Consider the following 26,004-nt stretch of genomic DNA (forward strand, 5'->3'; position numbering starts at 1 on the left):
ACGCAAGGCCCGGTAAAACCGGGCCTTGCAAGCACGGGCGGAAGGATTCGAACCCTCAACCTCCTGATCCGTAGTCAGGTGCTCTATCCAGTTGAGCTACGCCCGCTCGCTGTTTTTCGTGCCGATGCACTACAAAAAGGATCGGCTCTGCACTACATTTGTCTGCTGACGCCGTGGTGAACGTCGAACAGAGCCCTGAGTATACGCGCGATGGCCAAGGCCGGAAACGCCCGGAAGCAACGGATACCCAAGCTCTGCTTCACCGAGAGCCGCGGTGTTGGCTGGCACGTCTCCTTCCGGGATCCTGATACTGGTATTCCCAAGAAGCACCGCTTCGGCGTGCGCGATCGTGCGGACGAACCGGAGGCCTTGCGGCGATATCACCGCTGGGTCTCCGAATACCTCGGGAACTCGTCAGAGGAGGAACCACTCGTACCCGAACGGACGAGTACGAAGACCTCGAACAGGGGTGTTCGAGCACGCTCGCAGACCCAGGAAGCACTGTCGGGCTCACTCCTTGAGGTCGCAAACGGCCTCCTCGACGCCGAAGAGTCGCGCGTACGAGCCGAAGGCGACCCCCGACGCCGAGGTTCTATCTCCGGCGCCTTATTCCGCGACCGCCGCAAGCAACTCCGGGACTTCCTGATCTTCTTGAATACCCGGCACGGCGCCGGAGCAGTGGGCCGAATGCGTCTTGAAGATCTCCGCATGCGAGATGTCGAGGAGTACAACCGATCGCTCGTTGAAGCTCGATTGTCGGCCTCCTTGGTGACGAAGCGGATGCAAATTGTGAAATCGCTGATCGATCGCGCCGGGCGTCCTGAGCACGGCCACCAGCAGCTTCCATGGAACTGGAATTCACGAGACGTTGCACACGGGGAACCCGCTCGCGAACGCCAGCTGCCCACGGTCACACAACTGGAATCGCTCCTCGCCCACGCGGACGTTCGGGGCCAAGCGATGATCTGGCTTGGGATGGGCCTAGGCTTTGGCCCGCGTGATCTCGCGAGTGTCAGAGTTGGCCAGATCGCCCGTGACGCGTACGACCTCAGACGCGAGAAGACCGGTGTGGATCGCTATGGAGCCACCCCGCCATGTGTGTGGGCGCATCTTGAACGCTACCAGGCGGACAGTGGCAGACCGAGTGGATCTCTTCTATTTGTGACAAGAACCGGGCGCCCGGTCGTACACGGAGCGACCAACACTATTGCCACTTGGTGGCGTCAACTGAAGATCCAAACCGGCCTCCAAGACACTGTCGACGGCTTCTATGTACTACGACACTTGGGAGCTACAGAGCACGGCTCTCGACCAGGAGCGTCGATCGGTAACGTAAAGCGTTGGCTGGGTCATGCCACCAGCTCACAGGTTGCCGATGTCTACATGCGACCAGTTGCTCCGGAACACCGACTGGTGATCGACTGGCTGCGGTCACATCTAGATGCCAGTTCCACCAAATAACCCAAGGCCTGCCGATCCACCTCTCGGCTAGAGCAATGGGCTGTAAACCGCCGACGAACCAGTTTGGAGTAGCCTTCGAGTTCTCCAACGCACTAGGTTCTCAGGCTTTATGCACATCGGCAAGCAATAAGTGCGCGGATTTTGCCACCACCGGATCGACAGCCCCCCCGAATAGCCAATACCGCCCTTGCGGTGCCGTGAGTGGGGTTTGGTGCTGTGACTGTTGTGCAAGTCTGGTCCCGGTCGAGCCGGTTCATGGCACACTTTGGGGCGCACTCGACACTGACCCCCGGCGAACCAAACCAGCCCACTCGAGTCCTCTGACCGCGCCTTGTATCTCGGGGTGACAGGACTCGAGTTGAGCTATCTGCGGCCTAGATCGGCCTCTGGAGCCTGGAATCGCGGACTCTGCTTTCACGTAGAATCTGCTGAAGACGATTCGTCGAGAATCAGTCACTCACAGGCACAACGCTGAGCGGTCCATGCTTGTTGGCAGTAGTCAGGTCGATACGGCAGTCAGATATGATTTCCGAGATCGTCCGCGCTTTTGGGTCCAAGCAGCGGCGGCATCCGGATCCGAATCTGGTCGCATCCTGACAGGGTTCAAAATCGTGCGCGGACGATTTGCCATTCTTGTGAGCAGTGCCTCGTTCGCGCATCGGACGATGCCGCATAGCTCTTGATTCGGCCGTCGACGTTTGGCTAGTTGGAGTTCACATCCAATCGCACGCCCTAGACCAACAGGCACAGCATTCCCGATCTGCTTGTACTTCTGCGGGATCCCACCCGCGAATTTCCACCACTTCGGAAACTGCTGAATGGCCGCGTACTCTTCAACAGCGAGTGGTCGCAACTCGGTGGGATGACAGAGCATGGTGGCCTTGCTGTCAGGGCGTGTCGTCAACGCTGGAGACGGGCGATCCCATGCCAACCTTCGAAAGAAGCCTACTCTTCCTCCCCAGGAATCAAACGCTCCGCCGAGAGCTTCGCGCTGCAGCCTCGCAGGTAAATCTCGCCAGTTTCCACCTGCAGGAACAAGACTCAGGTAGCGCCTTTTGCTCTGACATAGATCTGTGTGCGTTCGTGGTAAGCCTGCCAACTCGTCGAGAACAACCCGCAAGTTCACCCAGGGGTTAGACCGGGAGTCCCGCCCATGAGTAGGCTTCGGTGTCGAAACAGGATTGCCGTCTCTTGAACCGAGAATAATGACTCTTTCTCGAGTCTGAGGGACACCGTAGTCAGCCGTATTGACAAGATCGAAAGAGATGTGGTAGCCCGTCTCGGCGAGCTCATCCACTATTTTCTTGAATGCGGATCCCAGCTCTTCGCTAGGGCGCAGCGGAGGAAAGGCGGGACCGCGTTCGGCCAGGGGACGATGCTTGATCGCTGCCGACAGCACTCCGCGGACGTTCTCCATCACAAAGAACCGTGGTTGTGCTTCGTGTACTACACGGAGGAACTCACGAAACAGACTCCCGCGATCATCTACGAGTGAACCTCTCTGGCCAGCAGTGCTGAACGCTTGGCAGCATGGACCGCCAACAACGAGTTCGACTTCACCCGCATCCAGCTCGGCGATCTCCAGAAGTTCGGAAGTCGGAACTGATTCGATCGGCCGATCAACAAGACCAAAGCCGCACCTCTGCATGAGCTGGATCGAAGGTCGATTCTGACGAATTGTGTCAACTGCAAACCTATCGATCTCGACCAGTGTCCGGATCTGATAACCGGCTTGAATGAGCCCAAGATCAAGGCCCATTGCGCCCGAGAACAAAGATATGACGGAACGGCGGGACACTGCTATCGCTCTGCCTTTCTAGATGCAACAGGGTTTCCGAAGTCGAGAGGCAGTTGCCCATCGTCCGCACGCCCAATCAATTCCCGAACAGCATACTCGACGACGTACCGCAGGCTCAGCGGTGGCTGACGTCCTTCGGCAAGCTCCCTGAGGCGCTCATAGGCATCCTCGGGGAGCGAAATTGTGAACCGCTTCACCGGATGGTCTTTCGGTGGTGACATACTGCACCAGTATGCACCACTCTGCACCGGGATGCAAGGGGGAGTGCCCCAGTTTTTCCCCAAGCCCTGTCGCGCAGGAGGCACTTTCTAGTAGAGCCACTGTCTGACCGGAGCCCCCCGCGTTGATTGATCCAAGCACCATCGATAGTGAACATCATGCCGCCGATGCCGCGGCCAAGGCGGCGATTGCTGGGCAACCCGGACAGATGCTCGTTGAGCTGCGCGCCGCTGGCTTCCTCGACGCCGCCGCAAAGACTCTGCGAGGCAAGCACCCCGCACTCGACCACGACCAAGTTGACGCCTCCATCGCAGAGGGGATCGATGAAACCTATAGACGATGCCGATCAGCCGGTCAGATTCGCAACTTCACTGCCTACATCTGGAAAGTAGCCCATCACAAGTGCTCGGCCCGCGCCCGAGTGGTTGCGCGAGAGTCATCTCTGGAGCACACGCCTCCACCGCAAGCCCCCGGCAGTGGGATCCCCGAATCGGAAGCCGAAGACCGCGAGAGCCTTCGCGAAGGCTTGCGAGTAGCGCGAAGCCTCATCCCGAGACTCGGGCAAGAGAACGTTGTGACTGTGATGACGTTACTGCTAGAAGCAGTCGAATCCGGCGTATTTTATGTGAGCGCAGCTGATATCAGTGATGCAACGGGCTTAAGTGAGAACACTGTGCGCCAGTGTCTAAGTAGAGGACGCCGCCGCCTTCGCGAGCTCGCTCGTCAGCAAGGGTTCTGTGTCGACGCCAGTATCGAATATACCGCACGATCCGCTGAAGGAGATCACGCGTGACAAACTCTGACCTGGACGTTCACTCGGGCGACGCCTCGAGCCACCCGACTGACGAGCACGGAACCTTCGGACGCATTCTGGACGTACTCGAGCAGGCTGCGACGGATCCTCACGATGAGATCCTCGCGAGCGTACGTAGAGCTGTTGGCGAGCCGCTGCCCCCCGACGAGGCCGTGCGTCTGCTCCGTGTGGTAGTCGAACGACTCCAGCGGTCGATTTCAGATGAGAGCATTAGTGCTGAAGCAAGCGCATTAGTTGGCGATGCTCGTCAGCTGGCCGAACAGATCGAAGCTGAAGCATCCGCTCGCAAGGCCGATGCGCCGTCACCATTGCGACTTTGGCTTGAGGACGCCTCATATGTTGAGCCACGACCGTGGTTCCACGGCCAAGAGATCCGCATGAAGCAGGGCTACGTGGACACACGCGATATACAACTCTGGCCGCATAACGAACGCCTGGAGATTCACCTGGCCCAGTTCCGCCAGCGTACCGGCCGTGAGCCATCGGCAGAGGAACTGATTGACATCATGCTCAGTCGGATGGACCTGCCGGGCGCTCCGGATGGTGATGATCGTGACCAGTTCAAGATTGTTCAGCTCGCTCGCAGCATCGCCATCAATGGCGTTCGCAAACCGCCAATCTTGGCATCCGACGGGCGGCTGCTTGACGGCAATCGCAGGGTCACCGCGTGCCAATACATCCTCCATAATCCTGAGTTTGGCGCCCACGAGAAACGTCGTGCTGCCAGAATTTTTGTGTGGCAGATGACCGAGGATGCCACTGACGACGAGTGCGACAAAGTTGTTGTGTCGCTCAACTTTGAGCCGGACTGTAAAGAAGATTGGCCGGAGTACGTTAAGGCTCGAAAGGTCCACGAGGAATGGAGATCACGTCTAGCCCTTGAGCCGAGAGAACCTGGGCCCAAGGAGCAAACTCGCATCCGCAAGGACATCTCAAAGCAGTTTGCGCTCGGCCCTGATGCCAGCCATGTGAATCGATACATCAAGATGGTCGAAATGGCCGATGAGTTTGAAGAGTATCAGCAGCTGGATCGCAGAAAGGATGAATACGAAACAAAGCATCGATCGAGCGAGTACTTTCAGTACTTTGATGAGCTGCAGAAGGGGAAGAATGCCGGTGGAGTTGCTTGGTCTCTCGGGCAAGACGATGCGTTCAAGCACACGGTCTTCGACCTACTTTACGATGGCAAGTTCAAGAATTTTGCGCAGATCCGGGATCTGAAGCACATCTACGCCAACCAGGAAGCGCGAGATGTTCTACGCAAGGCTCGTGAGGAGTCAGATCCGGATGAGGCCCAGGAGCGCATAGCCGAGGCAATCGCGATCGCTCGAACGGCAAAAGCCGAAGCGAGAGAGCTTGGAGCAAACACGCGGATTGAGACGTTCGTCAAGTGGCTTGAGGAACTTCCCCTCCGCACATTCCGCGACACAGTTACGGACCGCAATCGGACCCGGCTGCATGAATCGCTTTCCTTGGTCAGTCACTATATCGGTGCGATCGAGACCGAGGAGAGCTCGTGAACGCTCGTCCCTTTGTTGATGTCAAGGTCGATGCTGCTCTACGCGGCTTGGTCCTCACTCCTCGGGATCCTTCCCAATCGGTACTCGTCGCGGCAGCTCTTCGCGAGACGAATCCAGGTATCTCACTGCGCCGTTCGGCAGCTTCCCTAGTAATCGCTGACGCTGGTGTTGGGCAGGTGATCCTACCGGAGGAGCGTCTTGGGACATTGTGGACTGAGGAGGCCACTCGCTACATCGAGAATCGGCGCGTACGACGACCGTTGCACCATGCCAATCGATCAGATGCCATGGCACTGCAAGGCCGATCTCGAGCAGAACTGCTTGACGATCTTGGCCATACGGATGGGCTTGAAGTACTGGATGATCACCAGGTAACCAATGTCGCAGTCATGACGGCACCAGGACTGTGCGGAGCCTGCGTGTTTGATGAACAGGGAGCAGGGAAGACTGTCTCGCTGATCTTTGCATTCGACCAACTAGTTCAGCGCAATGAAGTGGACTCTGCTCTGATCGTCGCACCGAAAAGCATGGTGGCAGAGTGGCCGAATGACTTCACCAGATTTTGCGGCGATCTCTACAGCGTCATGGTCATTGGCGGCACGCGAAAGGAGAAACGGAAAGCAATCAAGAGCGGAGCCGATGTACTCGTCACCAACTTCGAGACGGTGGTCTCCATGGAGCCGGATCTCGCAGCTGTGCTGAGGCGTCGATGTCCGCGAAGTGTGCTTGTGGTTGATGAGTCGTTCTATGTGAAGAACATCGATGCAAAGCGCACCAGATCCTTGCGGAGGCTGCGCGAGTGGTGTGGGCGGGCATACGTACTGTGTGGTACTCCAGCTCCGAATGCTGCGTCGGATGTGGTAGAACAGTTCAATCTGGTGGACTTTGGCGCAACCTTCTCGGGAGTGTCAATTCCAGACGACCGCGAGTCAGCGTTGCCTGTTGTACGGGAGCGGCTGCAGGAATGCGGTGTCTTTATCAGACACTTGAAGCAAGACGTGCTGCCAGATCTCCCTCCAAAGGTGATTCGGCCGACCGTTGTACGACTGCAGCCCCAGCAACGGGCAGCATACGAAGCGGCTCTGACTAGCTTGTATGACGATCTCAAGCAGACAACCGATATCTCGTTTCGGAAGCAGATCTCGTCATTCCTGGCACGCCGGTCAGCGTTACTACAGCTGTGCTCGGCGCCTCAGGCTGTTCTCGACGATTATCGCGAAACCCCCACGAAGTTGCTGGCTCTCGAAGAGATTCTCCTAGAAGTTGTTCGAAGACGAAATGAGAAGATGGTCATATGGTCGTTCTATACGAAGTCAATTGAATCCATCATGGGATTGTGCGAGCCATATAGACCTGTTCGGTACGATGGCACAGTTTCTGACACAGCTGTACGTCGCGACTTGGTATCGCGCTTTCAAGAGGACGATTCGACGATGGTCATGGTGGCCAACCCCGCCGCGGCTGGTGCCGGCTTGACGTTGCATCGCGCTCGTGTGTCTGTTTGTGAATCGATGTCAAACCAGGCCGCGCATTACCTTCAGAGCTTGGATCGGATTCACCGTCGTGGGCAGACGCGTGATGTCGAGATCATTGTTCTGCTTTGCGAGGAGACCTTGGAGATGGACGAGTACGACCGGCTGCAGCGCAAGGAAGCAGCTGGGCAGAACCTGATGGGTGATCCGTGTACCTCGACAGTGAGCCGCGATCAGATGTTGGCAGAGATGATAGCGGGACTCAAGAAAGTGGGCCGGCAGCCGTAGGCTCGAAGACTCACATAGACTCTGGCCTCAAACCCGGGGCAGGTCACTAGTCGCTACGTGACATGTCGCCATCAAGGACAGATGGACGTCACTACCACAACGCGAGGCGGATGATCACACGGCAACGATATGGTTGCGCCTACGCCTTCGCAGGCCCGCAGCGAGCATAGAGGGAGATCATGCAACCTGACTCTTGCGACCGTTCAAAGACCCCGACTCTTGCCATACGATGGCGAGGAAACGATGATTGCATCGCTCGCAATACGATTGGAATGCAATAGCGATGCCTGGCTCCAGCACGCTCAATCGCAAGCACAGAGTTCACTCCAGTATGCCAGTTCTTGGATTGATCAGCAGAATTGCGTCTCTATCCACGATCGCACCGCCTGAACCTTGCGTGATCGGCATCTGGAACTTCATGATCGCCTGGATGTAGGCACGCGGCGTGTCATCATTGCTCGCCCTGGCCTCTACATGGAAGAGCTGCCCCTTCTTGAGCGTTCCGGACGGCGCACCGTCGGTGACTATCAGATCCATCGTGTGATAACATACAATCTCGTCCGGACCATTATTGTCTCGAGGCCTAATACAATATAGCGTACTCGAATTCCCGGAGGTCATCGCTTCCAATGCCGTACCGTGATCCTTATGACCGAGTATATTCTCGTTCACCCATCCGTGCGCTTTTATATTACTATAAAAAGGCTTTACACCCGTCGCACTCACCCCGAGCCATTTCCTACGCACTTCTGCCTTTGCAAACTCATCGATCAGGGGCAACGCAGCCACTCCTGCGTTCTTTCGAAATTCCTTGTCGTGCGACATGCGACCGAAGTCGATCTCTAAGTACACGCTGATGTCTTTCGCCGGAATCTCGGTTAGCTCTGCGGCCATGGCCATGTCCCTTCTCACTGGGTGTCTAGATCTTCGCTTCGCGCGCAGCGGAAGCCGAAAGCCACTCGTCGCTGCGATGGAGACATCATGCTGGCACTCAAATCAACCAACTCATTTTGATCACCACGTGTCCAGGGCTCGCCCACAATGGTCCAAAATCCGCTCGCCTCGGCCTGCGAAGCCGGGGATTTTGGCAGCACGTAGGGCGTCTCCGTCCATTCGGTTACGTTGCCGAGCACGTGCGTGACACGCTTGCCAGCAATCTCAATATAGTCCTGGGCGTAGTCACCAACGGACTTGACCCGGCTCGCGATGTACGCCTGCAACTCTGCCCGGTGTGCCGCCGGCACTAGAGTCAACTCCGACCAGCCATCGATCAGTCGCCCATCGACGCCCTGCGCTTCGTCGGCCGGCAGCCGGTGCTCGCGAGACGCGTTGTACGTGTTCGCTCGGGCACGGATCGATGGCACATCGCTGGGCTCATTGCCCCACGGAAAGCGCCGTGCATCGGCACCCCGAGCCATGAACTCCCACTCGAGGGCGGTCGGCAGCCGCTTGCCGCTCCATTCAGCGAATCGCTGCGCTTCCTCCCACGTGACTCCGGTCACGGGCAACTCTGCCCAGCCGTCGGGATGGACAGGTCCATCCCAGATCGGTGGCGGCTCAGCCTCGGTGTCATCGACAAACTTGGCGTACTCTGCGCATGTAACTTCAGTGGCATCGATCCAATACGAAACGAGACCGGTCACACGCCTGGAGTATGCAGTATCCGCTTCAACCGGAAGGCGCCGAACGACAAACACCATGTCTTTGGTCGCTTTCTGCCGCGGAACGACGTGCCCTTTAATTTCCACACGAGCGGCTCGTGGTACGAGTCTCGTAAATTCGGCTTGATGCCCTTCCGCGTTGATTATAATGAAACGGATTAGTCCAAACGGGACTTCGTGCACACGATCGGCGCGGCCGAGCAGCACGGGGTCGTGTACACGTCCAGACCTCATGTCAATTTCTCGCATCCAGATAGTGGCTGAACGACCAAATGTAGATGCATCGACAAATTGCCGTTCGTGGTCCGGACCTACGAAGAACGCCGCACCGATCGCGATGCCGGCCGCCATCGTGGCCAACGCACCAATCATGTACCGACGTGTGTACACCACGCGCTTTACGCGGCGCATGGGAGTTGCTGGTCTAGCGAGTATTGGAGCACCTTCAAGCCACGCTCGAAGATCCGCCGCCATGTGCCCCGCGGTCGGATACCGGTGCGTCGGCTCCTTCTCCAGAGCCTTGAGACAGACGATAGACAGGTCCTTTGGGACCGTTGGATCCACCATCGTTGGCGATCTGGGGTGAGAGCACCGCACTGCTTCGAGGACCTGATGGATCGTCTCGCCTTCAAACGGCTTGATCCCGGTGAGCGATTCGTACATGACCGCCCCGAGCGAGAAGATGTCTGATCGCCTATCGATCTTCACCTGTCCCTGAGCGACCTGTTCTGGACTCATGTACTGCGGTGTCCCTGCGATGCTCCCATCGATGGTGAGCGTGTCCACCGCGACGATCTTGGCGATGCCGAAGTCAGTGAGCCTTGCCCGATTGCCCGAATCGATCAGGATGTTAGACGGCTTGACGTCGCGATGAATGACCGGCGGGTCGTTGCTGTGCGCAATCTCCAGCGCACGAGCAACCTGTTCGATGATCGACGCGACGCGGCGGATGTGCTCCTTGGCGGCTCGTCGATTTAGCTCGCCGCCGTTGCGTGTCACTGCGGCATCCCGTTCATGGGCACGCCATTCGGCGAGAGTCGGGCCGTCGACATGCTCCATGCACAGGTAATGCTGGCCGTGATCCTCACCAAACTGGTAGATCTGCACGATGCCCGGCGCTGCCAAGCCAGCCACGACCTTGGCTTCGTGATAGAACCGAGCCAGCGCTGTTGGGTCGGCCGCGCGCGCGCCAGAGAGAATCTTGAGAGCTACTGGCCGCTCCAAGATCTCATCATGAGCAAGATACACGATCCCCATCCCGCCTTCGCCAAGCTTTCGGACGATGCGAAAGTGGGCGAGTGCGCTCGGGGCCTCTTCAGGACTGATTGGCTCGTGCGATCGCAGCAGCGCTTCGATACGCTCCCGGGCCTTGGCATCAGGACATGCCCCACGAAGGAACGCATCTCGATCTGCAGCGGCGACAGCCAGGGCCGCGAGGAACACCGCTTTTTCGTCCACGGGCTTGGTCACGCGCATCCCTCAGATCAATGCGTCCGTCTCCCACCGAGATCACGCACCCAGCGTGCGCGGAAACTACGATCTATTCTCGTGCGTCCAGTCGTTCGCGCAGCCACGCCATTCCGTACTCGACATGCTGGCGGACACGGTGCAAGGTGACCCCCATCAACTCGGCGGTCTCGCGGAGGGAGCGACCCGCCAGCTGATGGAGCTCGACTGCTCGGGCGGCGTCCGGGTCCGTCGCTCGCAACGCATCCATGCCATCGCGGAGATCCGTGGCGGCGATACGCGTGCTCGATTGGTCCGCCAGTTCGACAAGCATCTCGCGTCTTCGCCCATGCCCTCGCTTTACCGTCGCGTGCCTCCGAGCTTCTTCGACGAACACGTCGTGCATAGCGCGACCCAGTAAAAAGAAGAAGTGGGCCCTATCTTCCACGCAGGGTTGGTCTCGACCCAGTAGTCGAACGCACGCCATATTGACCAATTCAGTCCCGCGGAGCACGTCAATACCGACCCCCTTTGATGTCAGCAGGGACTGGGCAGCCCGCCGAAGCTCACCCTCAACGCGGTAGAAGAGCTGATCTTCAGCACCTGGTTCACCGGCACGAGCTGCCTGGATCAACCGTGTCACGGTACCATCTGGATCCGTGCGGTTCTTCATCGCAGAAATTCCTCATTTTTTTCAGCATGCGCACACACTCTAGGTGCGTTTGCGGTAGTCGTGCGACAGCACTCTCTCCGCAAGCACGACGAACGAGGCATTCCCATGAGAAACTCCCTACTGCTCGGCTTGTACAGCGTCACGTTTCTCTGTAGCTGCGCCGGCTACAAGATTAGCCCACTCGCCCCTGATCAGCTCGACGAATGGGGCAACGACCAGGACGACGGATACATTTTCTACGAGCCAGAACTTTTCTTGATCGCTCGCATGAGATCTGAGTCGATCCAGAAGTTAGAGGACAATTTGGAGACTCAAGACAAATCCCTTCTTCTGGATACGTACGAGCTAGAGGTCATCTATCTCCCCGATTACTCTCGCCCTTACCGCTTCTCTCAGTACGAGTTTTTTGCAAAATCAGAACTAAAAATAACATTTGAGAATGGCTGGATGTTCACCGGCGCAGAATCCAAGACCGATACGACCGCGATCCTCGATCTCTTGGCCGCGGCACTGCAAGCGGCTCCTTTCACGGATCGAGGCGCGGATGTCCCGACCGTGATGATGTTCCGCATTCACATCACAAGCCGGTCGATCGAGCTCACGCCGGTGTCGATCAACATCACGCAGGATCCGGACGCCTGAGCACCCAGGTAACCAACTCGGCCTGTGGCGGACGCCGCATCGGGCGGCGTTGTTGCCTCACGCCCAACCCGCAATGCACACAACAGGAGCAACGGCATGGCACGAATTACAGGAAGCAAGCTGAGCATCTCGGTTGACGTGGCGAATGCCATCGTCCAACTTGAGACCCGCGTCGAGTTCTCGGAGTTCGATCGGCGGACCGAGTTGCTCTATGAACTCGGTCACGCGCTGTATGGAGACGATACGCATGTTCGCCCCGCAGATCGGTGGGCGTTCGGCGATGATCCAATCGACGACGATATTGGATCAGTCCGTTTTACGGCTGAGGGAGACACCGAGCGATGGATCCCGTTCGTCATCAAGGTCCCGCTCAGCAAGCTGGACGAAGACCGGCCCAGGAACTCACCAGACGATATCCGTGCTCGGCTCAAGCTGACGCCACAGCTACCGCAGGTCCACACGTTCGAGTCGAACCTGGCGCAGCTTGAGGCGGGCCGGACAAGCTGACGCACATTGGCGCATGCACCATGCGTCACGTGAACCAGAATAGCTCCTTGCTAATCAGGGAGCTGTCGGCCGTTGATGAGTGGCAGTGACTTCGAGTGTGGCGCGACGCGCGCGACATGCCCTACAGGTTTCACCCGGATCTGTGCAACCCACCATCGCACCAAAGCTCCGCGGCGCGTAGCGGGCTGGTTGGCAGCCAGACGTCATCACTCAGAGCAGATCCTCCAGATCGCTCCGTATGGAGCCGCTCGTCGTTTCCGGCGTCCTCAGCCGCCGCTCTTCCCAGGCGATGACGTCGCTGAGGCGGGCGTAGCGGACGCGGCCGCGTCGCTCGTAGGGCAGCTCGCCGGCTTCCATGGCTTCGATGACGCGTTCGCGTCGCATCCGCTCCCGCTTTCGGATCTGCTCGACGCTGAGCCACACCGGCACCTCGGGCGGCTGGCTGGTCGTCGGCGTCGGATTGGGCGGCTTGCGGTGGGCCATTCGCCCGCGAGTGATGGCCCATCCAAGCCGGCCTCGACGCCCGAACGTCCACCGACGCACGGAGCGACCTTGCTCGGGATCGAGCGGATCCATAAAGCTACTTGCGACGCGTCTGCTTCAGCGCCAGCAGCAGGAAGTCGGCCATGTCGTCGAGGTAGTCGGCCATGTCGAAGCGGTTGCCGTAGGACGGGCGCTCGAGGCTCGGCGCGCGGGCCGAGAGCCCCGCGAGTTCGTCCTGCGAGCGCACGGCGAGCGTCCAGAGCGCCCGCGTGACCTCGCTGGTGTTGATCTTGCAGCCGAGGTAGCCCGAGAGCGTCCGGGTGAAGCACTCGATGTCCTCGGCCTCCGACACAGAGAACCGCGCCTTGAGCTGCCGCGTGGCCTCGGGACGCCGCCGGCGGTGAACTCGACGCTCGTGCTCTACCGGTCTGTCGGACTCCGGCGACTCCACGTTCGCGTCACTTGGTGCACCTCGCGCGGGGACCACGCCAGCGATCGCCGCGACGTGATCGCGCTTGAGCGGGTTGGACACGAGGCGGTCACGCGGCCTGGCCATGCGCCCCCTCCCCCGCTCTCGCGACGTCGAGCCTCTCGAGGAGCTCGCGCGCCAGCCGGCGGTACTCCTCGGCCACCTTGTGGTCCGGCATCGCCTGCACGATCGTGCGGCCGCTCGCCTGCGCCTCCGGAACCTTGACGGAGCGGCTGATCCGCGTCTCGAAGTCGCCGAACGCGCCGGCGTCCCGGAACGTGTCCTCGACCCAGCCGATCACCTCCTTGGCCAGGTTGGTCTCTCGATTCACGCAGGAGAGCACGACACCGAGCAGCCGCAGGTTCGCGTTGCTCAGCTCGCGGACGGTCTGGATGTCGCTCATCGCGTCGTTGAGCCCCTCGATCGCCAGCCGCTCGGGCGTCGCCGTCAGCAGGAACCACTCCGCGGCGTGGTACGCGGCCACCGTCGGCGTGCTGATGTTGGGGGCGGTATCGAGGAAGACGAAGTCCCACCGGCCCGAGCGGACGATCTTGTCGATCGGATGCCGCAGGCAGTCGTGGCGGCCGGCGATGCGGTACTTGCGCTGCAGCTCCGCGTCGATCCGCTCCAGCTCGCGGTTCGCCGGGATGAGCGAGACGTTGGCCGGCAGCTCGATCTCCTCGTCGGGATCGGTCGTGAGCGCTACGGCGATGGGATCCTCGTCGCCGAGCAGCACCTCGTAGCTGCCCTGGTAGCTGTCGGGCGGCACGCCCAGGCATCGGGTGGCGCCGCAGTTGGCGTCGAGGTCGATGATGAGCGATCGCCTGCCGAGCGTGCCCAGGGCGGCGGCGAGGTTCACCGTCGTCGTCGTCTTGCCCACGCCGCCCTTCTGGTTGCCGACGGCGATGATGGCTGTGTGTCGAGATCTGGTCATAGGTTCTTATCCACAGTTGAGTTTCGTTGGGCGCCCCCTCTTCGGGCCCGGTCGTCTGGTCCCAAGCGAACCGGACCGATCGATGGAGACCTGTCGAGTGGCACCGATCGATTGGACCACGTCTGTGATGACGTGCTTCACGCGCCTCGTTGAGCGGGACCACTCGAATGGCGCCCATCGGGCGTTGCATCTACCACATTGGCACGAGCGAGATGTTCCTGTCAACACTCGACTCTGAGCTTTCCACACGATTCGGGACCGGTCACCCCTAGCCGACCGGAACCAGTCAGTTGGTACCAGTCTCTGTCGCCGTTCGACTGGTCCCGCACGACCTGCACCGGGCGTATGCGACCTCTCGAACGGCCCCACTCGTTCGGCCCTGGACATCTGGCCCCGGTCGTGAGGGACCAGTCGGTGAGATCGTTGTGCGATGGCGCGACGCCGGGCCGATTGACACATCGCCGCGACTCGCGCGACAGTGAGGCGTCACGCCCCATGCCGGCCCGGCACGCGGGACGGAGCGGGGCCAACCACAACCATCGAGGCGCGGGCGTCGCGCCGCCACATGCGAAGACCGCCCCCAGAGAGAGCGGCCTGCTTGAGCCGAGTGCGGAGCACGGGGCCTGTATTGAACTGATCCTCCGAAGCTACCGCGATCCCGGCCCGCTGTCAATCCCGTCCGGATTGGCCGGTGGCTCGCCATGCCCGTGCAGAGAGGAGGCCGCATGGCTACATCCACACAAGCAAGGACACCGCAACGCACGCACCAACAGAGCAAGGGCGTCTGGGTCGACCGCATCGCCGGGTCGTACCGCCCCATCGCCGTCCACCAGCTCGCCATGGCCTGGTGGTGCTACCACGCGAGGCACATCACCCGCCGCCAGTTCCGCATCTACTTTGCGGCCCACGAGATGCACGAGCGGCGACGCTGCGGAGGGTCCGCAGCAAAGGGGACGCGGCCGCTGTACACCACGGCGGAGCTGCGAGCCCTCGTCGGCGGGCGTGGCTCGCCCTCGGCCGATCGCGAGCTCGAGGCAGATGCCCGGCGGCTGGCCCGACTGGGACTCGTCAGCCTCGGCGAACACGCCATCGACTTCGCCACGTCGATCGGCGACCTAGCGATCGAAGACGCCACCGATTTCGACGACATGCTGGAGCGACTGCCGCATCCGCGCCGGACGGTGCCGGTGCCGCGGCGGATCGTGCGTGCCATTGCCGGGGCATTCAGCCGGGGCGCCGCGGCCGTCGCCATCGCCACGCTCATCCGATCGCTGTTCTGGCACAAGGGGCAGGGGAGGTACCGCGTCGATGGCCGGACCACGCGCGAGTGGATCACGGACGTATTCGGGATCTCGCCGCGCACCGTCACCGAGGGCCGCGCGCAGCTAGTCGCGCTCGGCTGGCTGCGACCGCTCGAAACACCGCAGCACCTGCTGAACCGCTACGGCGCGCACGATGCGATCGATACTGAATGGACCATGCCAAGGGACGATGCAGCTCACGTCCCTGTGGATAGCTCCGTGGACAAAGCCGTGGAGGACTCAATGGAGCAGGGACAAGACGGAGGCAGATCCGCTAGCCCGACCGGGTCAATCCAGTGTGGATCCGCCAGCCCTGATCTAAACAGGTCCCTTCCTCTAGCGAGGAATCAAGCTACCAGGAGGCCCGCCCGCGAACGCGCAGGCCGTCCTGGTGCCTCGCTTGGATCAGCAGGAACTGGCAGGAGGACACTTCGAGGCCGGGCTTCGGACGCTCCGAACATCCGCAACATCCGGCCCGAGGATCTCCGCGACATCGACCGCCTACGCAGCCTGCACGAGCAAGCCCTCAAACTCGATCTTGCCCGCGCGAGCGACACCGAACGCCTCGACTTCCACGAATTCGCCGCCATGGCCGAGCGGGCCAAGACCCACGGCGAGCGGGCAGGGGCGCTGTTCTACTGGCTGCTGCGGGAGCGCAAGACCGCGTTCATCACCCAGGCCGAGGAGCATTCCGCCCTCGCCAGGCTCAAGGAGCACCGCTACGGCTCGCAGAAGAGGCGGGGTAGCCACGAGGGACCAACTGCGGGTGGTGCGGGAGCTGCACCGGATTCGGGCAGCATGTCCGACGAGGAGCGATTCGTGGTAGCCTGCATCCGCGTCGCGAAGCAGCAGCGGATCGAGGATCCGTTCCTGGTCGCTCGCGAGGGCAGGGGATGGAGCAGGGAGGCCTGGGATGAAGCTTGCTTCGCCTTCCAGCAATCCCAGCTTGACCGCCAGAGAGCGGTAGAGGGCGAGCGGTGGATCTAAGAGCAGCCCACGTCGAACGCGTTCTGGAAGGCGAGGAAGTCGAACAGCGTGAGTTCGCCGTCACCGTCGAAGTCGGCGGAGGCGTCGCCATCCTGGAATGCGTTCTGGAAGGCGAGGAAGTCGAAGAGGGTGAGGCGACCGTCGGCGTCGAAATCGGCCCGGCAGACCAGGCAGTCCAGTTGGAATGCGTGCGCACTGCCGAGATCCGCGCCCTCGTAGCGAGAATCAGACCCAGCCATGACGAGCATTCCGCTCCCGAGCGCGACCGACTCCCCGATGTTGACCGGCACCAGATCGACGATCGATGGGGTGACGTAGGCGGCACGCAGCCAGTCGCCATCCGGGGCACGGCGAAAGACATGCGCGGCCCCATACAGTGCGTCTCGAGTTGAACCAACCGCGATGACGTCGCCATCAACTGCTACGCTGCTCCCGAAATACGCTCCTGGCCGCGGTTCGAGCGCCTCAAGTTCGGTTTGCAGTTCCCAGTTGTCGCCATCCCATCGATACACGAACGCTGCGCCTTCGCCTGCGAGCGGGTCCACTGTTCGTCGAGATAGATTGGCGCCGACGACCAGCGTGTCGCCATCGATTGCAACCGAGTACCCGAATCGGTGAAACTCGTCCGTTGTCGGCGGAAGCAGCTTTTGCGTGAAGACCGGCTCGTTGTCGCCATCGTACCGATACAGGTATACCGCCCCGTGCTCGGGGCCGAAGATGTCCTCGCCGAAAGCACCGATGACGATCCAAGTGTCGTCGATGTCCATGGCGTCGCCGAAATCGGAGCGCGCCGTCGGGCTATCGGGGGAGGTCAGCATGGCGGCCTTCTGCCACGCATCGCCGTCGAAGCGGAACACCATCACGGCCTCGCCGCCGTTGCCGAAGATCGCGCGGTCGCCCCAGATGGCGGCGTGCTCGCCCCAGGGGTACCGCCGGGGATCATTCGGCGGGAGCAACTGCGCTATCTGGGCCCAGCGTGTGCCATCGAACTCGAAGATGTACGCACCGCCCAGTTCGCCCGCGCCGTACGCCCCGATGATGGCCCGGTCCTCGTGCACATCGACCGCCGGGCCGAAACCACCCGTCCGCGGCTCGGCGATGTCGTCGGGGAAGATGAACTCCAGGAACACCCACTCGCCGAGATCTTCGTCGTAGGTGTAGGCGTAGGCCGCTCCCTTGCCGCAGAGCGGATCGCCGCCGCACCAGACGTCGCTGGCCGGATCGCCCACGATCAGGTGCCGGCCGTGCATGCCGAGATCGAAGCCGAACTCACCCAGGCCGGGCTGGCGAACAGGATCGAGGAGCTGCTCGGGACAGGTCGGCTGGGCCGTGACGACTGTCGCGACCACCCCCCAGGCCACTAGCAGTGCTCCAACTCGTGCCGTGGTTGTCATGGTCCAATTGTGGCAGCAAGGACGCGGTCGTGCAAGCGTCCATTCTCCGCTTGGCATATACGGCAACCCACACATATGGCAAACAGGGGCTTCTCGATCCGTTTCTCGTCGGCTGACCACACGGCGTTTCCTGATGTCCTATAAGTGATCGCTCCAATTGGTTCTCCCCAACAGAGCAGAACTTTGATCCAAGCGAAGGAGAGTGTATTTATGGTCTGTAAGCGCAGCACTGCCGTCGTTACAGTGGCCCTGGCTTTCGCCGGATCATCGGCCGGCCAGGTTGAAATGGTGGCTCGTACCCACGATCCGAACGCCGAATTTGGCGAGAAGGCGACGGATGCGGCGATCTCCGTGGGTTCGGATGCCATCGTTGTGACTTCGAACCACGGCATCACGATGCTCTCCAAGACCGGCGTGATCCTCGATGATCGACCGGTGGGCGTCGGTGGTGTAACGCCATGGCCGTTCATTCGGGTGGGTACTGGATCGGCGACGCCCGCAGAGAGCCGCTTTTTTGACGGTCGCACAGATTACGGCGAGGGCAGGCAGTGGATCAGCTACAGCGAAGAGAACCGGAGCGGCACCGGGGCAAACAACATCTCGCCGCTGCACCTCGCCGTCAACAAGAACCCGGCCCTGTTTCCAGCAGGAGGCACTCTCAATACATTTAACGACTCGCACTGGTGGTACTTCACCGGGACGGACACCGATCCAGGCAATGGCGGTTCGGCGTTCCGGATGTGGGATACGACCATGGACCGCTACGACGATGGTGGAACGCACAATCCGTTTCCGCTGCCGATTGACCAAGCAGGCCTCTTCGATCTCCCAGTCATCTCGATCGACGAACAGGCGATCTACGTGACCGCATTCGGTTTCGACGTCCCACCTGGGGCAGGGGCCGAGTTCTCTTGCCTCTTCATCATTCCCCTTCGCTTTAATCCAGACGCATCGGGAGTGCCGCAGTCGTCCATCCTCGACGGCGATCGTCCGGATGAGGACGACTTCCTCTGCATGCGGTTTGAAGATCTGGAGGACACGCCCTTTGTGAGTGCACCGGATTCTCACACGCGCCAGTATCCCGTGCAAGAACCGCATGAGCAATACGAGAACACCCAGTTGTTTGTGGGTGTTGGAGAAAGTGGCGAGCAGACCGCCATTCGCATGGGCGGAATGTGGTTCGATGAGAACGCGAACCCGGCACCTCGCTGGCGATACACTCAGCGGCTAGATGTCAGTGGTTCTAGTCCAACCGGTGATCTTGAGGACATGGAGATCAACACGAGCGGTGGATTCAACTTCTTCTACAGCGGTGTACCCGCGACCGCACCTGGATTCAGTCCGAACGTTCCTGGGTCGTTTATTTCATCGGCCGTTCTAACCGAGGACAACCAAGGGAATCCACGGGTCTTCGTGGCCCACCATTGCAACCCGTCAGATGAAGCCAGTACTCCCCAGAGATTGGACGAATGGGTGGTTCAGTGGTACGTGATCGATCCAGATCTGGGCAACTTCCAGACATCTCCGTCTGTCTGGCAACCCAGCATCATCGAGCGAGGACGATTGTCCGGTACCGGCGACTACTACCACCCGACCATTGGGGTGACCAGGCAAGGTACCGCGTATCTAGAGTACACCTACTCCGACAACATAGTCGGCCCCGAAGTACGCCGGGCGCGGCTCAACAGTTCCTACGACGCAATCGTCTCTGGTAGCGAGGTTGTCGTCGAGGCCGGACCAGGTATCCCGTACATCCTGACCGATGGCAAGTGGGCCGACTTCTCGGATATGCAGCACGACCCCGTCTCGTGCAAGCTCTGGTCGGTGCACACGCTGGTTCATGAACCTGGAAATCAGGACACCTTCACCGACAAGCGAGACATCTGGCTGTTCGAACTCCCGTACAACTGCTTCAGCCCGGACCTGAACCAGAACATGGTCATGGATCCGGGTGACGTCGCGTTGTTCGACATCTACTACGCCGACCAAGACGAACGAGCCGATGCCGATTTCAGCGGCGAGATCGATGCGTACGACGCCGCGGCGTTCATCGACGCATACACCGCCGGCACGCCGTAGGCAGCCGGTCGCGATCGCCATCGTGCGACCGCCAGAGTCTGGCAGCCAATTCGGACCGAGGGCCTGCCGTTCGCCGGCGGGCCCTCTTGTCGTTTTGGCGTGTTCATCGTGGTCTTCGCTTCTGCCCGTTTCGTTCGTTGAAGTTGGTGCTGGAGCTTGACGCTCTCCGCCGCCCGGTCAAGGGGCCGTGTTGCCCTTGCGAGGCTGCGCTTCTCGGGCTGCCCGCACCAACCCCTTGACCCGCCGGCTCTGCCGAGCATCCTTGGGCATCCATCACTTCAACGAACAGAAAGCAGCACGTGATATGGCCACACAGAAGAACACACCCATCAGGACCATCGCCGATGGCCGCATCAAGGCGAGCATCTAGCGGAACTACCCCAAGAACGGGAGCGAGAAGGGCCCCTTCTACGGCGTGACGTTCACCCGGTCGTACCGAGACGCCGACGGCACCTGGCACGACAGCGACAGCTTCTCTGGCACCGAGCTCCTAGTCCTCGGCCGGCTATCCGCCAGGGCCTACGACGCGATCGCCGAGCTGCGAGCCGCGGACAGGGCCGCCAGCCAGGCCGACGCGGCGTAGGCATCAATCCCGGGCCCCGCAACGGGGTCCGGGTGCTTGCGTTCAGGCCAGATGTGTGGCAAACTCGACGGAGACTACCATTGACCAGCGAGGCCACCATGCGAATCGAAATCCACCTCCCAGCACAGATCGAGGCGGCCGTTCGGGGCCGGCTCGAGGATCTCGAGCGAACGGCCCGGGAAGCCCTGCTGATCGATCTGTACCGGCGGGAGTTGCTCACCCACCGCGAGCTGGGCGAGGCCCTCGGCCTGGATCGCGACGAGACGACCGACCTGCTCCGGCGGCGGGGCGTCTACGCCGGCAGCGCCGGGCTGGAAGATCTGGCCGGTGATCGTGCGACGCTCGATCGCGTCCTCGGTCGCAACGGCGCCGAGCCGCACTAGTCCATGATCGTCGTCTCCGACGCATCCCCGATCATCGCGCTCGTGAACATCCGGGCGATCGGCGTGCTGCCCGAGCTCTTCGGCACCGTGGCGGTTCCAACGGCGGTTGCCCATGAGCTGAGAGACGCCCGTCGACCGGCGTCAGTCCGTGCCTTCATCGAGGCACCACCCGAGTGGCTCCAGATCCACGATGTGGGCCCGCACGAGCCGATCGCCCGCATCCACGCCGGCGAGGACGAAGCCATCGCCTTGGCCATGGAGATCCAGTCGCCGCTGATCCTGATGGACGATCGCGATGGCCGTGCGGCCGCCGTGGCTCGCGGCCTCGATGTCACCGGCACGGTTGGGGTGCTGGAACTGGCCGCCCGCCGCGACATGCTGGACCTGGCCGAGGCCTTCGTTGCCCTCAAGGCGACCGATTTCTACATCTCGCCGCGGGTACTGGAGCTCGTGCTGGAGCGCTTTCGAGCCGAACGCGGGACGTACTGATGCCACCCCATCCGGTATCGATACGGGCTGGTTGAGCTGCAGGGAGTCATCGCGCCCCTACTGTTGTTTCACCCAATGGAGTCTCATAATGACGGATGCTCTACGCATACAGATGGCTGTTGATTCGCTGGCAAGCACACTTGACCTTTACCAAGATGTCCAAAAGATGGTCGTCGGATCCCTAGTCATCGCCATAGGCTGGCTCCTCACAGTAGATAAGACGCGCAGATACCTCCGTCAGCAAAAAACACTTGGGTGTGTTGTCGCAGGCGTTTTCTTGGTCGGAGCAATCGGACATCTTATTCTCGTGTGGAAGAACCTATATGCAGAGTCACAAGCCCTCATGGATCTCTTGAGGCAGCAGCACTCGGACGTGCTGCTGCCTGAGTACTACAAGACATACGAGATCGACGCTCTAACTTTCGTGATGCACATGGCAATCAACCAGGCACTCTTCTTGCTGTTTATTGTGTTGGTCCTCGTTGCATGCTATAGCAAAAAGGGTGTCTCGCGCGAGTAGAGTCTGATGCGATTGGTGTTCCGATGCGAACCAGCAAACGACGGCCCGAGTGTGGACCGTATCGCCAAAGAGGGTTCAGTAGCTGACTTTAAATGTCGGCGAGTCCTCCGGCCGCGACCGCCTGCGGTCGTAGAGCCTGGTCGTGGCGATCGAGGCATGCCCGAGCCACATCTGGACGTAGGCGATGTCGGCCTGGTGCTCGAGGGCGTTGGTGGCGGCGGTGGCCCGCAGCGCGTGCAGGCACAGCCCGTCCATCGAGATGCCGGCCGCAGCCCCGTACCGCTTGAGCAGCTTGTAGATCCCATCGCCGGTGATGGCCTTCTCGAGGTTGCCGGTGGGCGATTTCACCGGCCGGAACAACGCCCCCGGCCGATCGTCGGCGTGGCCCGCGGTTGCCAGGTACTCCTGGATGGCCGACAGCGCGGCCGGATGCACCGGCACGTACCGCGTCTTTGAGCCCTTCCCGAACACCGTGAAGTGCATCACGCCCCGCCGCTCGCGGAGGTCCAGCACGCGCAGGTCGGCGACCTCGCTGCGGCGCAGCGCATGGAACAGGTAGGTGGCCAGGATCGCGCGATCGCGGATGGCCTTGAGCGAGTCGCCCTCGGGCGCCTTGAGCAGGGCCCTCGCCTGGTCGTCGGACAGCGCGGGGGTTTTGCCCTCGTTGGCGCCCTCGGTGGGCCGCTTGACGCCGGCGACGGGATTGGACTCGACGGCGTTGGCGTTGCACAGGTAGTCAAAGAGCGAGCTCACGGCCGAGAGCTTGCGCCGGATGGTGGCCGGGGCGAGCGATCGACCCTCGGGCCCAGCCGTCTCGAGGACGCTCCGCCAGGCGATGACGTGGGCGCGGGTGACGTCGCGGAACTCGTCGGCGTGCTCGATGCCGCAGAAGGCGACGAAGGCCTCGACGTCGCCCTGGTAGGCCCGGCGGGTGTTGGGGTTGTCGATGTTGGCCAGCCAGACGGCCGCGGCGGGCACGTCGGCCAGGGAGCGGAACTGCTCGTCGGTGAGCATCCGGGCGGGCAGCGAGGCGTCGCCGCCCACCCGAACAATCTGCGTCTCTGTATCCTGGCCCACCCCGATCATATCGTCCATTATGCTCTTGATAATGTATTTTATCAAGAGTAATTATTCGGGCTTTGCTTGGAGATTTGCGACGACTTGTTCAGCCGTTCAGGAACCGGCGCCATCCACATCCGCACCTCCTAAGGGGTACCATGCCGATTCTCCACGTGTTGTGCTGAGTCGTGGAAGGGCTGAAGATGGCAAGAGCGGTACTCGACCGAGAAGTTGACATCGATGTCGAATCCGTGCCAGATTCGGCGGATGATGGCCAAACATCCCAGACCGGCACGATGCTGATCGCGGACGGAGAGTCGCTCCGCGAGGCGAACGCGGCCCTTCGCCGACAGAACCAGGAACTCGAGCAGGAGGTTCGTTCTCTGCGGTCAATCGTCGGCCCGGTCTTCCATGCCGATGCGCGTACCGACATCGTGGGTGCCCTGACGGAACTGGGCGAGACGATCACGGCACGGCACAAGCCGGAAATTGATCGTCTGAACACCATCTTCGCCGAGGCTGGCGGTGCAAGTCTGCCGGAACGCCTTGAAAGTATGGAATATGTTCGTGATTCGACCCGCTGGTTCCAGAACCGGCTCGGGACCGACCTCACGTCCAGTGCCGGAGACACGGGCCGGCTCCGGATCACGCTGAGCGCGAGCAATAGCCTCCCGTACTTCCAGTTTCAGTCGAAGCGATCGGGAGCCAAGCAAAGGTACCGGGGCTTGGGCTGCGCAGCCTGGGGTTTCCCCAATGGGCTGTCCCAAGTTCTTGTCGAACCAGCTCCGGAGCCCCCGCCCCTAATCGGTTGACGTCTGCCGTTGGCCGTTTTCGGTCTGCGGCCAAAGCCGGCCGCGTGTAACAGTAGCGTCGCAACTCTACTATTGCTCCTAGACCCGATATCCTGGTGGATATCGGGAAGGAGGGTTCTATGGGTACGCAATCTGTGACCATTCGTGCGGCGTATATTCGGGTTGCCGGAGCACTGGCCGCCGCGCTGGTTCTTGGCCTTCTCGCGTGGATGGCCCGGTCGCCTGCCGGGCAATCCGCAGTCGTCACCGGCGACGGTAATCAGGTCGAGCAGAACATCGGTCCGTCCAAGGAGGCCATAGCCAAGCTCGGTGGGATCGAGCGCGATGTTGACCGCCAGACGAACATCGCCGAACTGATCGAGTGGCGCAATCGTGCCGAGCGAAAATTCCTCGAGTACGAGGGGCCGGCGGACTATGCGATCTCGGTCATGTCCTCCGCGGTCGATCTGGGTCTCTCGCAAGGCAAGACGCCGGGCGATATCATCCAGATCTTCCAGCCGGTGTACACAAACTTCCGCATGTCCGTCGATGAAGCAGCGACCGAGCTGGAAGCGGTCGGAGTGCCGATCCGCGATCACCCCATATACGCCGAGCTCGAGAGGCACTATGCTGAGTTCGAGGCGATCGGCGCTGCCGAGGACCCGAGCACCCAGCAGGCCAGGTACGCCCAGAAAAAGCTCTCCAGCATTCTTGCGGTGTTCAATGCATGTGCACGCGTGGCGATCAACGATGAGTACGCTCGCCGACACGAGGCCCTGAAGACGACCTCTGGCATCGCGCCCGGCGGCACACCATCGGTCGTACGCGGTTCGAGTGTCCGCGTCTGGATGTTGGTCCTCGCAGGGATTCTGCCGCTCCTCGCCGAGTGCTGGATCAGGCGAAGCTCTATCTCGAATCTCCTTTGCACAACCCGGGCTGTGGCACACGGTGCAAGCCCAACACACCCAGCGTAGCAGCGCCACCGTTTGCAGCCCGCGTCAGAAGTGGCAGCGAGCCTTCGACGGCATTCGCTGCGGCTTGTGATCGTGGGTCGGACGTACCTGCTTCTGGAAACAGAGAAGGAGATGCCCCGTGCACAGCAGTTGGATCTACACGAACTTGGACTCCGACGGAGTTGCACTCGCGGTTCTTGCGGAGCCCGAGGCGGACGGCCTGATGGCTCGAAGGACACCCCCAAGACTCGCTCGTCCAACGACCAGCATTGCAGTCGTTACGCTGCTGGTTGTGTTCGCGTCCTTGTGCGTCAACTCGCTCTCCTTGGCGATCGCGTACGACGCCCGTGAATCGACCGGGCGCTACGCCGAAGAGGGCTTGAGGCTTGCCCAGGAACAACACGGGTTCCTAGTTCGCATCGTCACCGATCGGGAGTTTCGCGATGCGGTACGCCAACCTGATGGTGCAGAAGATCGCGAAGCATCGGCTAGGCGAGCCAACGAAGGCGTCAAGCTGGCCGTCAGGCTATATCGCGACGACAATGCGAACCCCTACGCTCGCACGAGATTGCGCGTGTGCCTGAACCACCTAGCGGATCGGCAGAAACAGCTCAATAATCGGGATGCAGAAAAGGCCTTGTTCGGATTGGCGGGCAACGTCCTACTCGGTGTTGCACGGTTCTTCGACGAAGAGGTGATGCTGGTCATCGACGAGGGCTACAACGCTGCGAATGCGGCCGGCAGTGTGCTCAAGGACGAGATCGACCGAGAAGATCCGGCCAAGCGCGATGCAGCTATCAAACTAATCCAGCGACACATTGACGCTATTGTGCCGATCCGCAACGCCGCACAGAATCCGTGGGATCGTTCCGTGGCAGCCGGTGCCCAGTTAGCCCTGCTCATCTCACGCCTCGAGGCTCCGACGTCCGAAGCCGAGCTCGAAGAGATCCGAGCAGAGATCGTCGACATCGTCGAGAACGATCTCATCATCGGCACAACCCACCACACCCGTGTTGACATCGAAGCGACTCTCGAGAAGCTCGAGCACAAGGTTCCGTGAGCGAGCCGATCGGGTCGC

At 61.0% G+C, this 26,004-nt stretch carries 24 protein-coding genes and 1 tRNA gene; 15 read left to right on the forward strand and 10 right to left on the reverse strand.

The features are described 5' to 3' along the window. Nucleotides 1–32: 32 nt before the first annotated feature. From AAFX79_13440 to AAFX79_13450, 3 genes are all read right to left on the reverse strand, one after another. Nucleotides 33–106: transfer RNA gene (locus AAFX79_13440), tRNA-Arg, on the reverse strand. Between the two features lie 500 nt (nucleotides 107–606). Further along, complete coding sequence (locus AAFX79_13445; GenBank protein MEO1009561.1) at nucleotides 607–834, reverse strand: hypothetical protein; 228 nt, start codon at nucleotides 832–834, stop codon at nucleotides 607–609. A 1,126-nt stretch (nucleotides 835–1,960) separates the two neighbouring features. Continuing rightward, nucleotides 1,961–3,259, reverse strand: coding sequence for a DNA cytosine methyltransferase (locus AAFX79_13450; GenBank protein MEO1009562.1), 1,299 nt, complete (start codon nucleotides 3,257–3,259; stop codon nucleotides 1,961–1,963). A gap of 343 nt (nucleotides 3,260–3,602) precedes the next feature. On the opposite strand from AAFX79_13450, the gene AAFX79_13455 reads away from it, so the two are divergent. From AAFX79_13455 to AAFX79_13465, 3 genes are all read left to right on the forward strand, one after another. Next, a complete protein-coding gene (locus AAFX79_13455; GenBank protein ID MEO1009563.1) occupies nucleotides 3,603–4,271 on the forward strand; it encodes a sigma-70 family RNA polymerase sigma factor in 669 nt (222 codons plus the stop codon). Next, nucleotides 4,268–5,812, forward strand: a complete 1,545-nt coding sequence (locus tag AAFX79_13460) for a hypothetical protein (GenBank protein MEO1009564.1) — start codon at nucleotides 4,268–4,270, stop codon at nucleotides 5,810–5,812. Before AAFX79_13455 ends, AAFX79_13460 begins: the two co-directional genes overlap by 4 nt. A 287-nt stretch (nucleotides 5,813–6,099) precedes the next feature. After that, nucleotides 6,100–7,572, forward strand: coding sequence for a DEAD/DEAH box helicase (locus AAFX79_13465; GenBank protein ID MEO1009565.1), 1,473 nt, complete (start codon nucleotides 6,100–6,102; stop codon nucleotides 7,570–7,572). Nucleotides 7,573–7,893: 321 nt separating this feature from the next. Here the strand turns inward: AAFX79_13465 and AAFX79_13470 are convergent, their stop codons facing one another. Then, nucleotides 7,894–8,472: a hypothetical protein gene (locus AAFX79_13470; protein ID MEO1009566.1), complete on the reverse strand. Its 579-nt coding sequence runs from the start codon at nucleotides 8,470–8,472 to the stop codon at nucleotides 7,894–7,896. An 8-nt stretch (nucleotides 8,473–8,480) separates the two neighbouring features. Then, entirely contained in the window at nucleotides 8,481–10,703 is a 2,223-nt protein-coding gene (locus AAFX79_13475; protein MEO1009567.1) for a protein kinase, read from the reverse strand. 121 nt (nucleotides 10,704–10,824) lie between these two features. On the opposite strand from AAFX79_13475, the gene AAFX79_13480 reads away from it, so the two are divergent. The 3 genes from AAFX79_13480 to AAFX79_13490 all read left to right on the forward strand — a co-directional run bounded on the left by AAFX79_13480 (nucleotide 10,825) and on the right by AAFX79_13490 (nucleotide 12,501). Beyond that, complete coding sequence (locus tag AAFX79_13480; protein ID MEO1009568.1) at nucleotides 10,825–11,100, forward strand: hypothetical protein; 276 nt, start codon at nucleotides 10,825–10,827, stop codon at nucleotides 11,098–11,100. A 357-nt stretch (nucleotides 11,101–11,457) separates the two neighbouring features. Next, a complete protein-coding gene (locus AAFX79_13485; protein ID MEO1009569.1) occupies nucleotides 11,458–11,994 on the forward strand; it encodes a hypothetical protein in 537 nt (178 codons plus the stop codon). Between the two features lie 96 nt (nucleotides 11,995–12,090). Then, a complete protein-coding gene (locus tag AAFX79_13490) occupies nucleotides 12,091–12,501 on the forward strand; it encodes a hypothetical protein (protein MEO1009570.1) in 411 nt (136 codons plus the stop codon). A gap of 210 nt (nucleotides 12,502–12,711) precedes the next feature. Here AAFX79_13490 and AAFX79_13495 read toward each other — a convergent pair whose 3' ends face one another. The 3 genes from AAFX79_13495 to AAFX79_13505 all read right to left on the reverse strand — a co-directional run bounded on the left by AAFX79_13495 (nucleotide 12,712) and on the right by AAFX79_13505 (nucleotide 14,387). Further along, a complete protein-coding gene (locus AAFX79_13495) occupies nucleotides 12,712–12,984 on the reverse strand; it encodes a hypothetical protein (GenBank protein ID MEO1009571.1) in 273 nt (90 codons plus the stop codon). A 97-nt stretch (nucleotides 12,985–13,081) separates the two neighbouring features. Continuing rightward, nucleotides 13,082–13,540 carry a hypothetical protein gene (locus AAFX79_13500; protein MEO1009572.1) on the reverse strand — a complete coding sequence of 153 codons (459 nt, stop codon included), beginning with the start codon at nucleotides 13,538–13,540 and terminating at the stop codon, nucleotides 13,082–13,084. Beyond that, nucleotides 13,524–14,387: a ParA family protein gene (locus tag AAFX79_13505; protein MEO1009573.1), complete on the reverse strand. Its 864-nt coding sequence runs from the start codon at nucleotides 14,385–14,387 to the stop codon at nucleotides 13,524–13,526. The genes AAFX79_13500 and AAFX79_13505 overlap by 17 nt, the downstream gene beginning before the upstream one ends. A 725-nt stretch (nucleotides 14,388–15,112) precedes the next feature. Here AAFX79_13505 and AAFX79_13510 point away from each other — a divergent pair. Continuing rightward, on the forward strand, nucleotides 15,113–16,675 hold the full coding sequence (locus AAFX79_13510) for a hypothetical protein (GenBank protein MEO1009574.1): 1,563 nt from the start codon (nucleotides 15,113–15,115) through the stop codon (nucleotides 16,673–16,675). Here the strand turns inward: AAFX79_13510 and AAFX79_13515 are convergent. Then, complete coding sequence (locus tag AAFX79_13515; GenBank protein MEO1009575.1) at nucleotides 16,672–18,189, reverse strand: FG-GAP repeat protein; 1,518 nt, start codon at nucleotides 18,187–18,189, stop codon at nucleotides 16,672–16,674. The two genes, AAFX79_13510 and AAFX79_13515, sit on opposite strands and share 4 nt — an antisense overlap. Nucleotides 18,190–18,279: 90 nt before the next feature. Between AAFX79_13515 and AAFX79_13520 the strand changes: the two genes are divergently transcribed. From AAFX79_13520 to AAFX79_13540, 5 genes are all read left to right on the forward strand, one after another. Continuing rightward, nucleotides 18,280–20,148: a hypothetical protein gene (locus tag AAFX79_13520; GenBank protein ID MEO1009576.1), complete on the forward strand. Its 1,869-nt coding sequence runs from the start codon at nucleotides 18,280–18,282 to the stop codon at nucleotides 20,146–20,148. 415 nt (nucleotides 20,149–20,563) lie between these two features. Continuing rightward, the gene (locus AAFX79_13525; protein MEO1009577.1) at nucleotides 20,564–20,731 is read left to right on the forward strand and encodes a hypothetical protein; all 168 of its coding nucleotides are present in this window, start codon (nucleotides 20,564–20,566) and stop codon (nucleotides 20,729–20,731) included. 98 nt (nucleotides 20,732–20,829) lie between these two features. After that, nucleotides 20,830–21,114, forward strand: coding sequence for a UPF0175 family protein (locus tag AAFX79_13530; GenBank protein ID MEO1009578.1), 285 nt, complete (start codon nucleotides 20,830–20,832; stop codon nucleotides 21,112–21,114). Nucleotides 21,115–21,117: 3 nt separating this feature from the next. Beyond that, entirely contained in the window at nucleotides 21,118–21,603 is a 486-nt protein-coding gene (locus AAFX79_13535) for a DUF3368 domain-containing protein (protein MEO1009579.1), read from the forward strand. Between the two features lie 112 nt (nucleotides 21,604–21,715). Next, nucleotides 21,716–22,123 carry a hypothetical protein gene (locus AAFX79_13540; GenBank protein MEO1009580.1) on the forward strand — a complete coding sequence of 136 codons (408 nt, stop codon included), beginning with the start codon at nucleotides 21,716–21,718 and terminating at the stop codon, nucleotides 22,121–22,123. A gap of 75 nt (nucleotides 22,124–22,198) precedes the next feature. Here AAFX79_13540 and AAFX79_13545 read toward each other — a convergent pair whose 3' ends face one another. Further along, the gene (locus AAFX79_13545) at nucleotides 22,199–23,137 is read right to left on the reverse strand and encodes a tyrosine-type recombinase/integrase (protein MEO1009581.1); all 939 of its coding nucleotides are present in this window, start codon (nucleotides 23,135–23,137) and stop codon (nucleotides 22,199–22,201) included. 233 nt (nucleotides 23,138–23,370) lie between these two features. On the opposite strand from AAFX79_13545, the gene AAFX79_13550 reads away from it, so the two are divergent. The 3 genes from AAFX79_13550 to AAFX79_13560 all read left to right on the forward strand — a co-directional run bounded on the left by AAFX79_13550 (nucleotide 23,371) and on the right by AAFX79_13560 (nucleotide 25,986). After that, on the forward strand, nucleotides 23,371–23,994 hold the full coding sequence (locus AAFX79_13550) for a hypothetical protein (protein ID MEO1009582.1): 624 nt from the start codon (nucleotides 23,371–23,373) through the stop codon (nucleotides 23,992–23,994). Between the two features lie 119 nt (nucleotides 23,995–24,113). Next, nucleotides 24,114–24,947: a hypothetical protein gene (locus AAFX79_13555; protein MEO1009583.1), complete on the forward strand. Its 834-nt coding sequence runs from the start codon at nucleotides 24,114–24,116 to the stop codon at nucleotides 24,945–24,947. A 118-nt stretch (nucleotides 24,948–25,065) separates the two neighbouring features. Next, nucleotides 25,066–25,986: a hypothetical protein gene (locus AAFX79_13560; protein ID MEO1009584.1), complete on the forward strand. Its 921-nt coding sequence runs from the start codon at nucleotides 25,066–25,068 to the stop codon at nucleotides 25,984–25,986. Nucleotides 25,987–26,004: the final 18 nt, after the last annotated feature.

It is taken from the genome of Planctomycetota bacterium, from assembly GCA_039819165.1.
Lineage (GTDB): Bacteria > Planctomycetota > Phycisphaerae > Phycisphaerales > UBA1924 > JAHCJI01.

Excerpts from the sequence above, each read along its gene's own strand:
- AAFX79_13540 (MEO1009580.1), top strand. The coding sequence starts at position 21,716 with ATGGCTGTTGATTCGCTGGCAAGCACACTTGACCTTTACCAAGATGTC.
- AAFX79_13480 (MEO1009568.1), top strand. The coding sequence starts at position 10,825 with ATGCTGGCGGACACGGTGCAAGGTGACCCCCATCAACTCGGCGGTCTC.
- AAFX79_13470 (MEO1009566.1), bottom strand. The coding sequence starts at position 8,472 with ATGGCCATGGCCGCAGAGCTAACCGAGATTCCGGCGAAAGACATCAGC.
- AAFX79_13465 (MEO1009565.1), top strand. The coding sequence starts at position 6,100 with ATGGCACTGCAAGGCCGATCTCGAGCAGAACTGCTTGACGATCTTGGC.
- AAFX79_13530 (MEO1009578.1), top strand. The coding sequence starts at position 20,830 with ATGCGAATCGAAATCCACCTCCCAGCACAGATCGAGGCGGCCGTTCGG.
- AAFX79_13505 (MEO1009573.1), bottom strand. The coding sequence starts at position 14,387 with ATGACCAGATCTCGACACACAGCCATCATCGCCGTCGGCAACCAGAAG.
- AAFX79_13485 (MEO1009569.1), top strand. The coding sequence starts at position 11,458 with ATGAGAAACTCCCTACTGCTCGGCTTGTACAGCGTCACGTTTCTCTGT.
- AAFX79_13535 (MEO1009579.1), top strand. The coding sequence starts at position 21,118 with ATGATCGTCGTCTCCGACGCATCCCCGATCATCGCGCTCGTGAACATC.
- AAFX79_13545 (MEO1009581.1), bottom strand. The coding sequence starts at position 23,137 with ATGCTCACCGACGAGCAGTTCCGCTCCCTGGCCGACGTGCCCGCCGCG.
- AAFX79_13520 (MEO1009576.1), top strand. The coding sequence starts at position 18,280 with ATGGTCTGTAAGCGCAGCACTGCCGTCGTTACAGTGGCCCTGGCTTTC.
- AAFX79_13500 (MEO1009572.1), bottom strand. The coding sequence starts at position 13,540 with ATGGCCAGGCCGCGTGACCGCCTCGTGTCCAACCCGCTCAAGCGCGAT.
- AAFX79_13490 (MEO1009570.1), top strand. The coding sequence starts at position 12,091 with ATGGCACGAATTACAGGAAGCAAGCTGAGCATCTCGGTTGACGTGGCG.
- AAFX79_13495 (MEO1009571.1), bottom strand. The coding sequence starts at position 12,984 with ATGGCCCACCGCAAGCCGCCCAATCCGACGCCGACGACCAGCCAGCCG.
- AAFX79_13555 (MEO1009583.1), top strand. The coding sequence starts at position 24,114 with ATGGGTACGCAATCTGTGACCATTCGTGCGGCGTATATTCGGGTTGCC.
- AAFX79_13510 (MEO1009574.1), top strand. The coding sequence starts at position 15,113 with ATGGCTACATCCACACAAGCAAGGACACCGCAACGCACGCACCAACAG.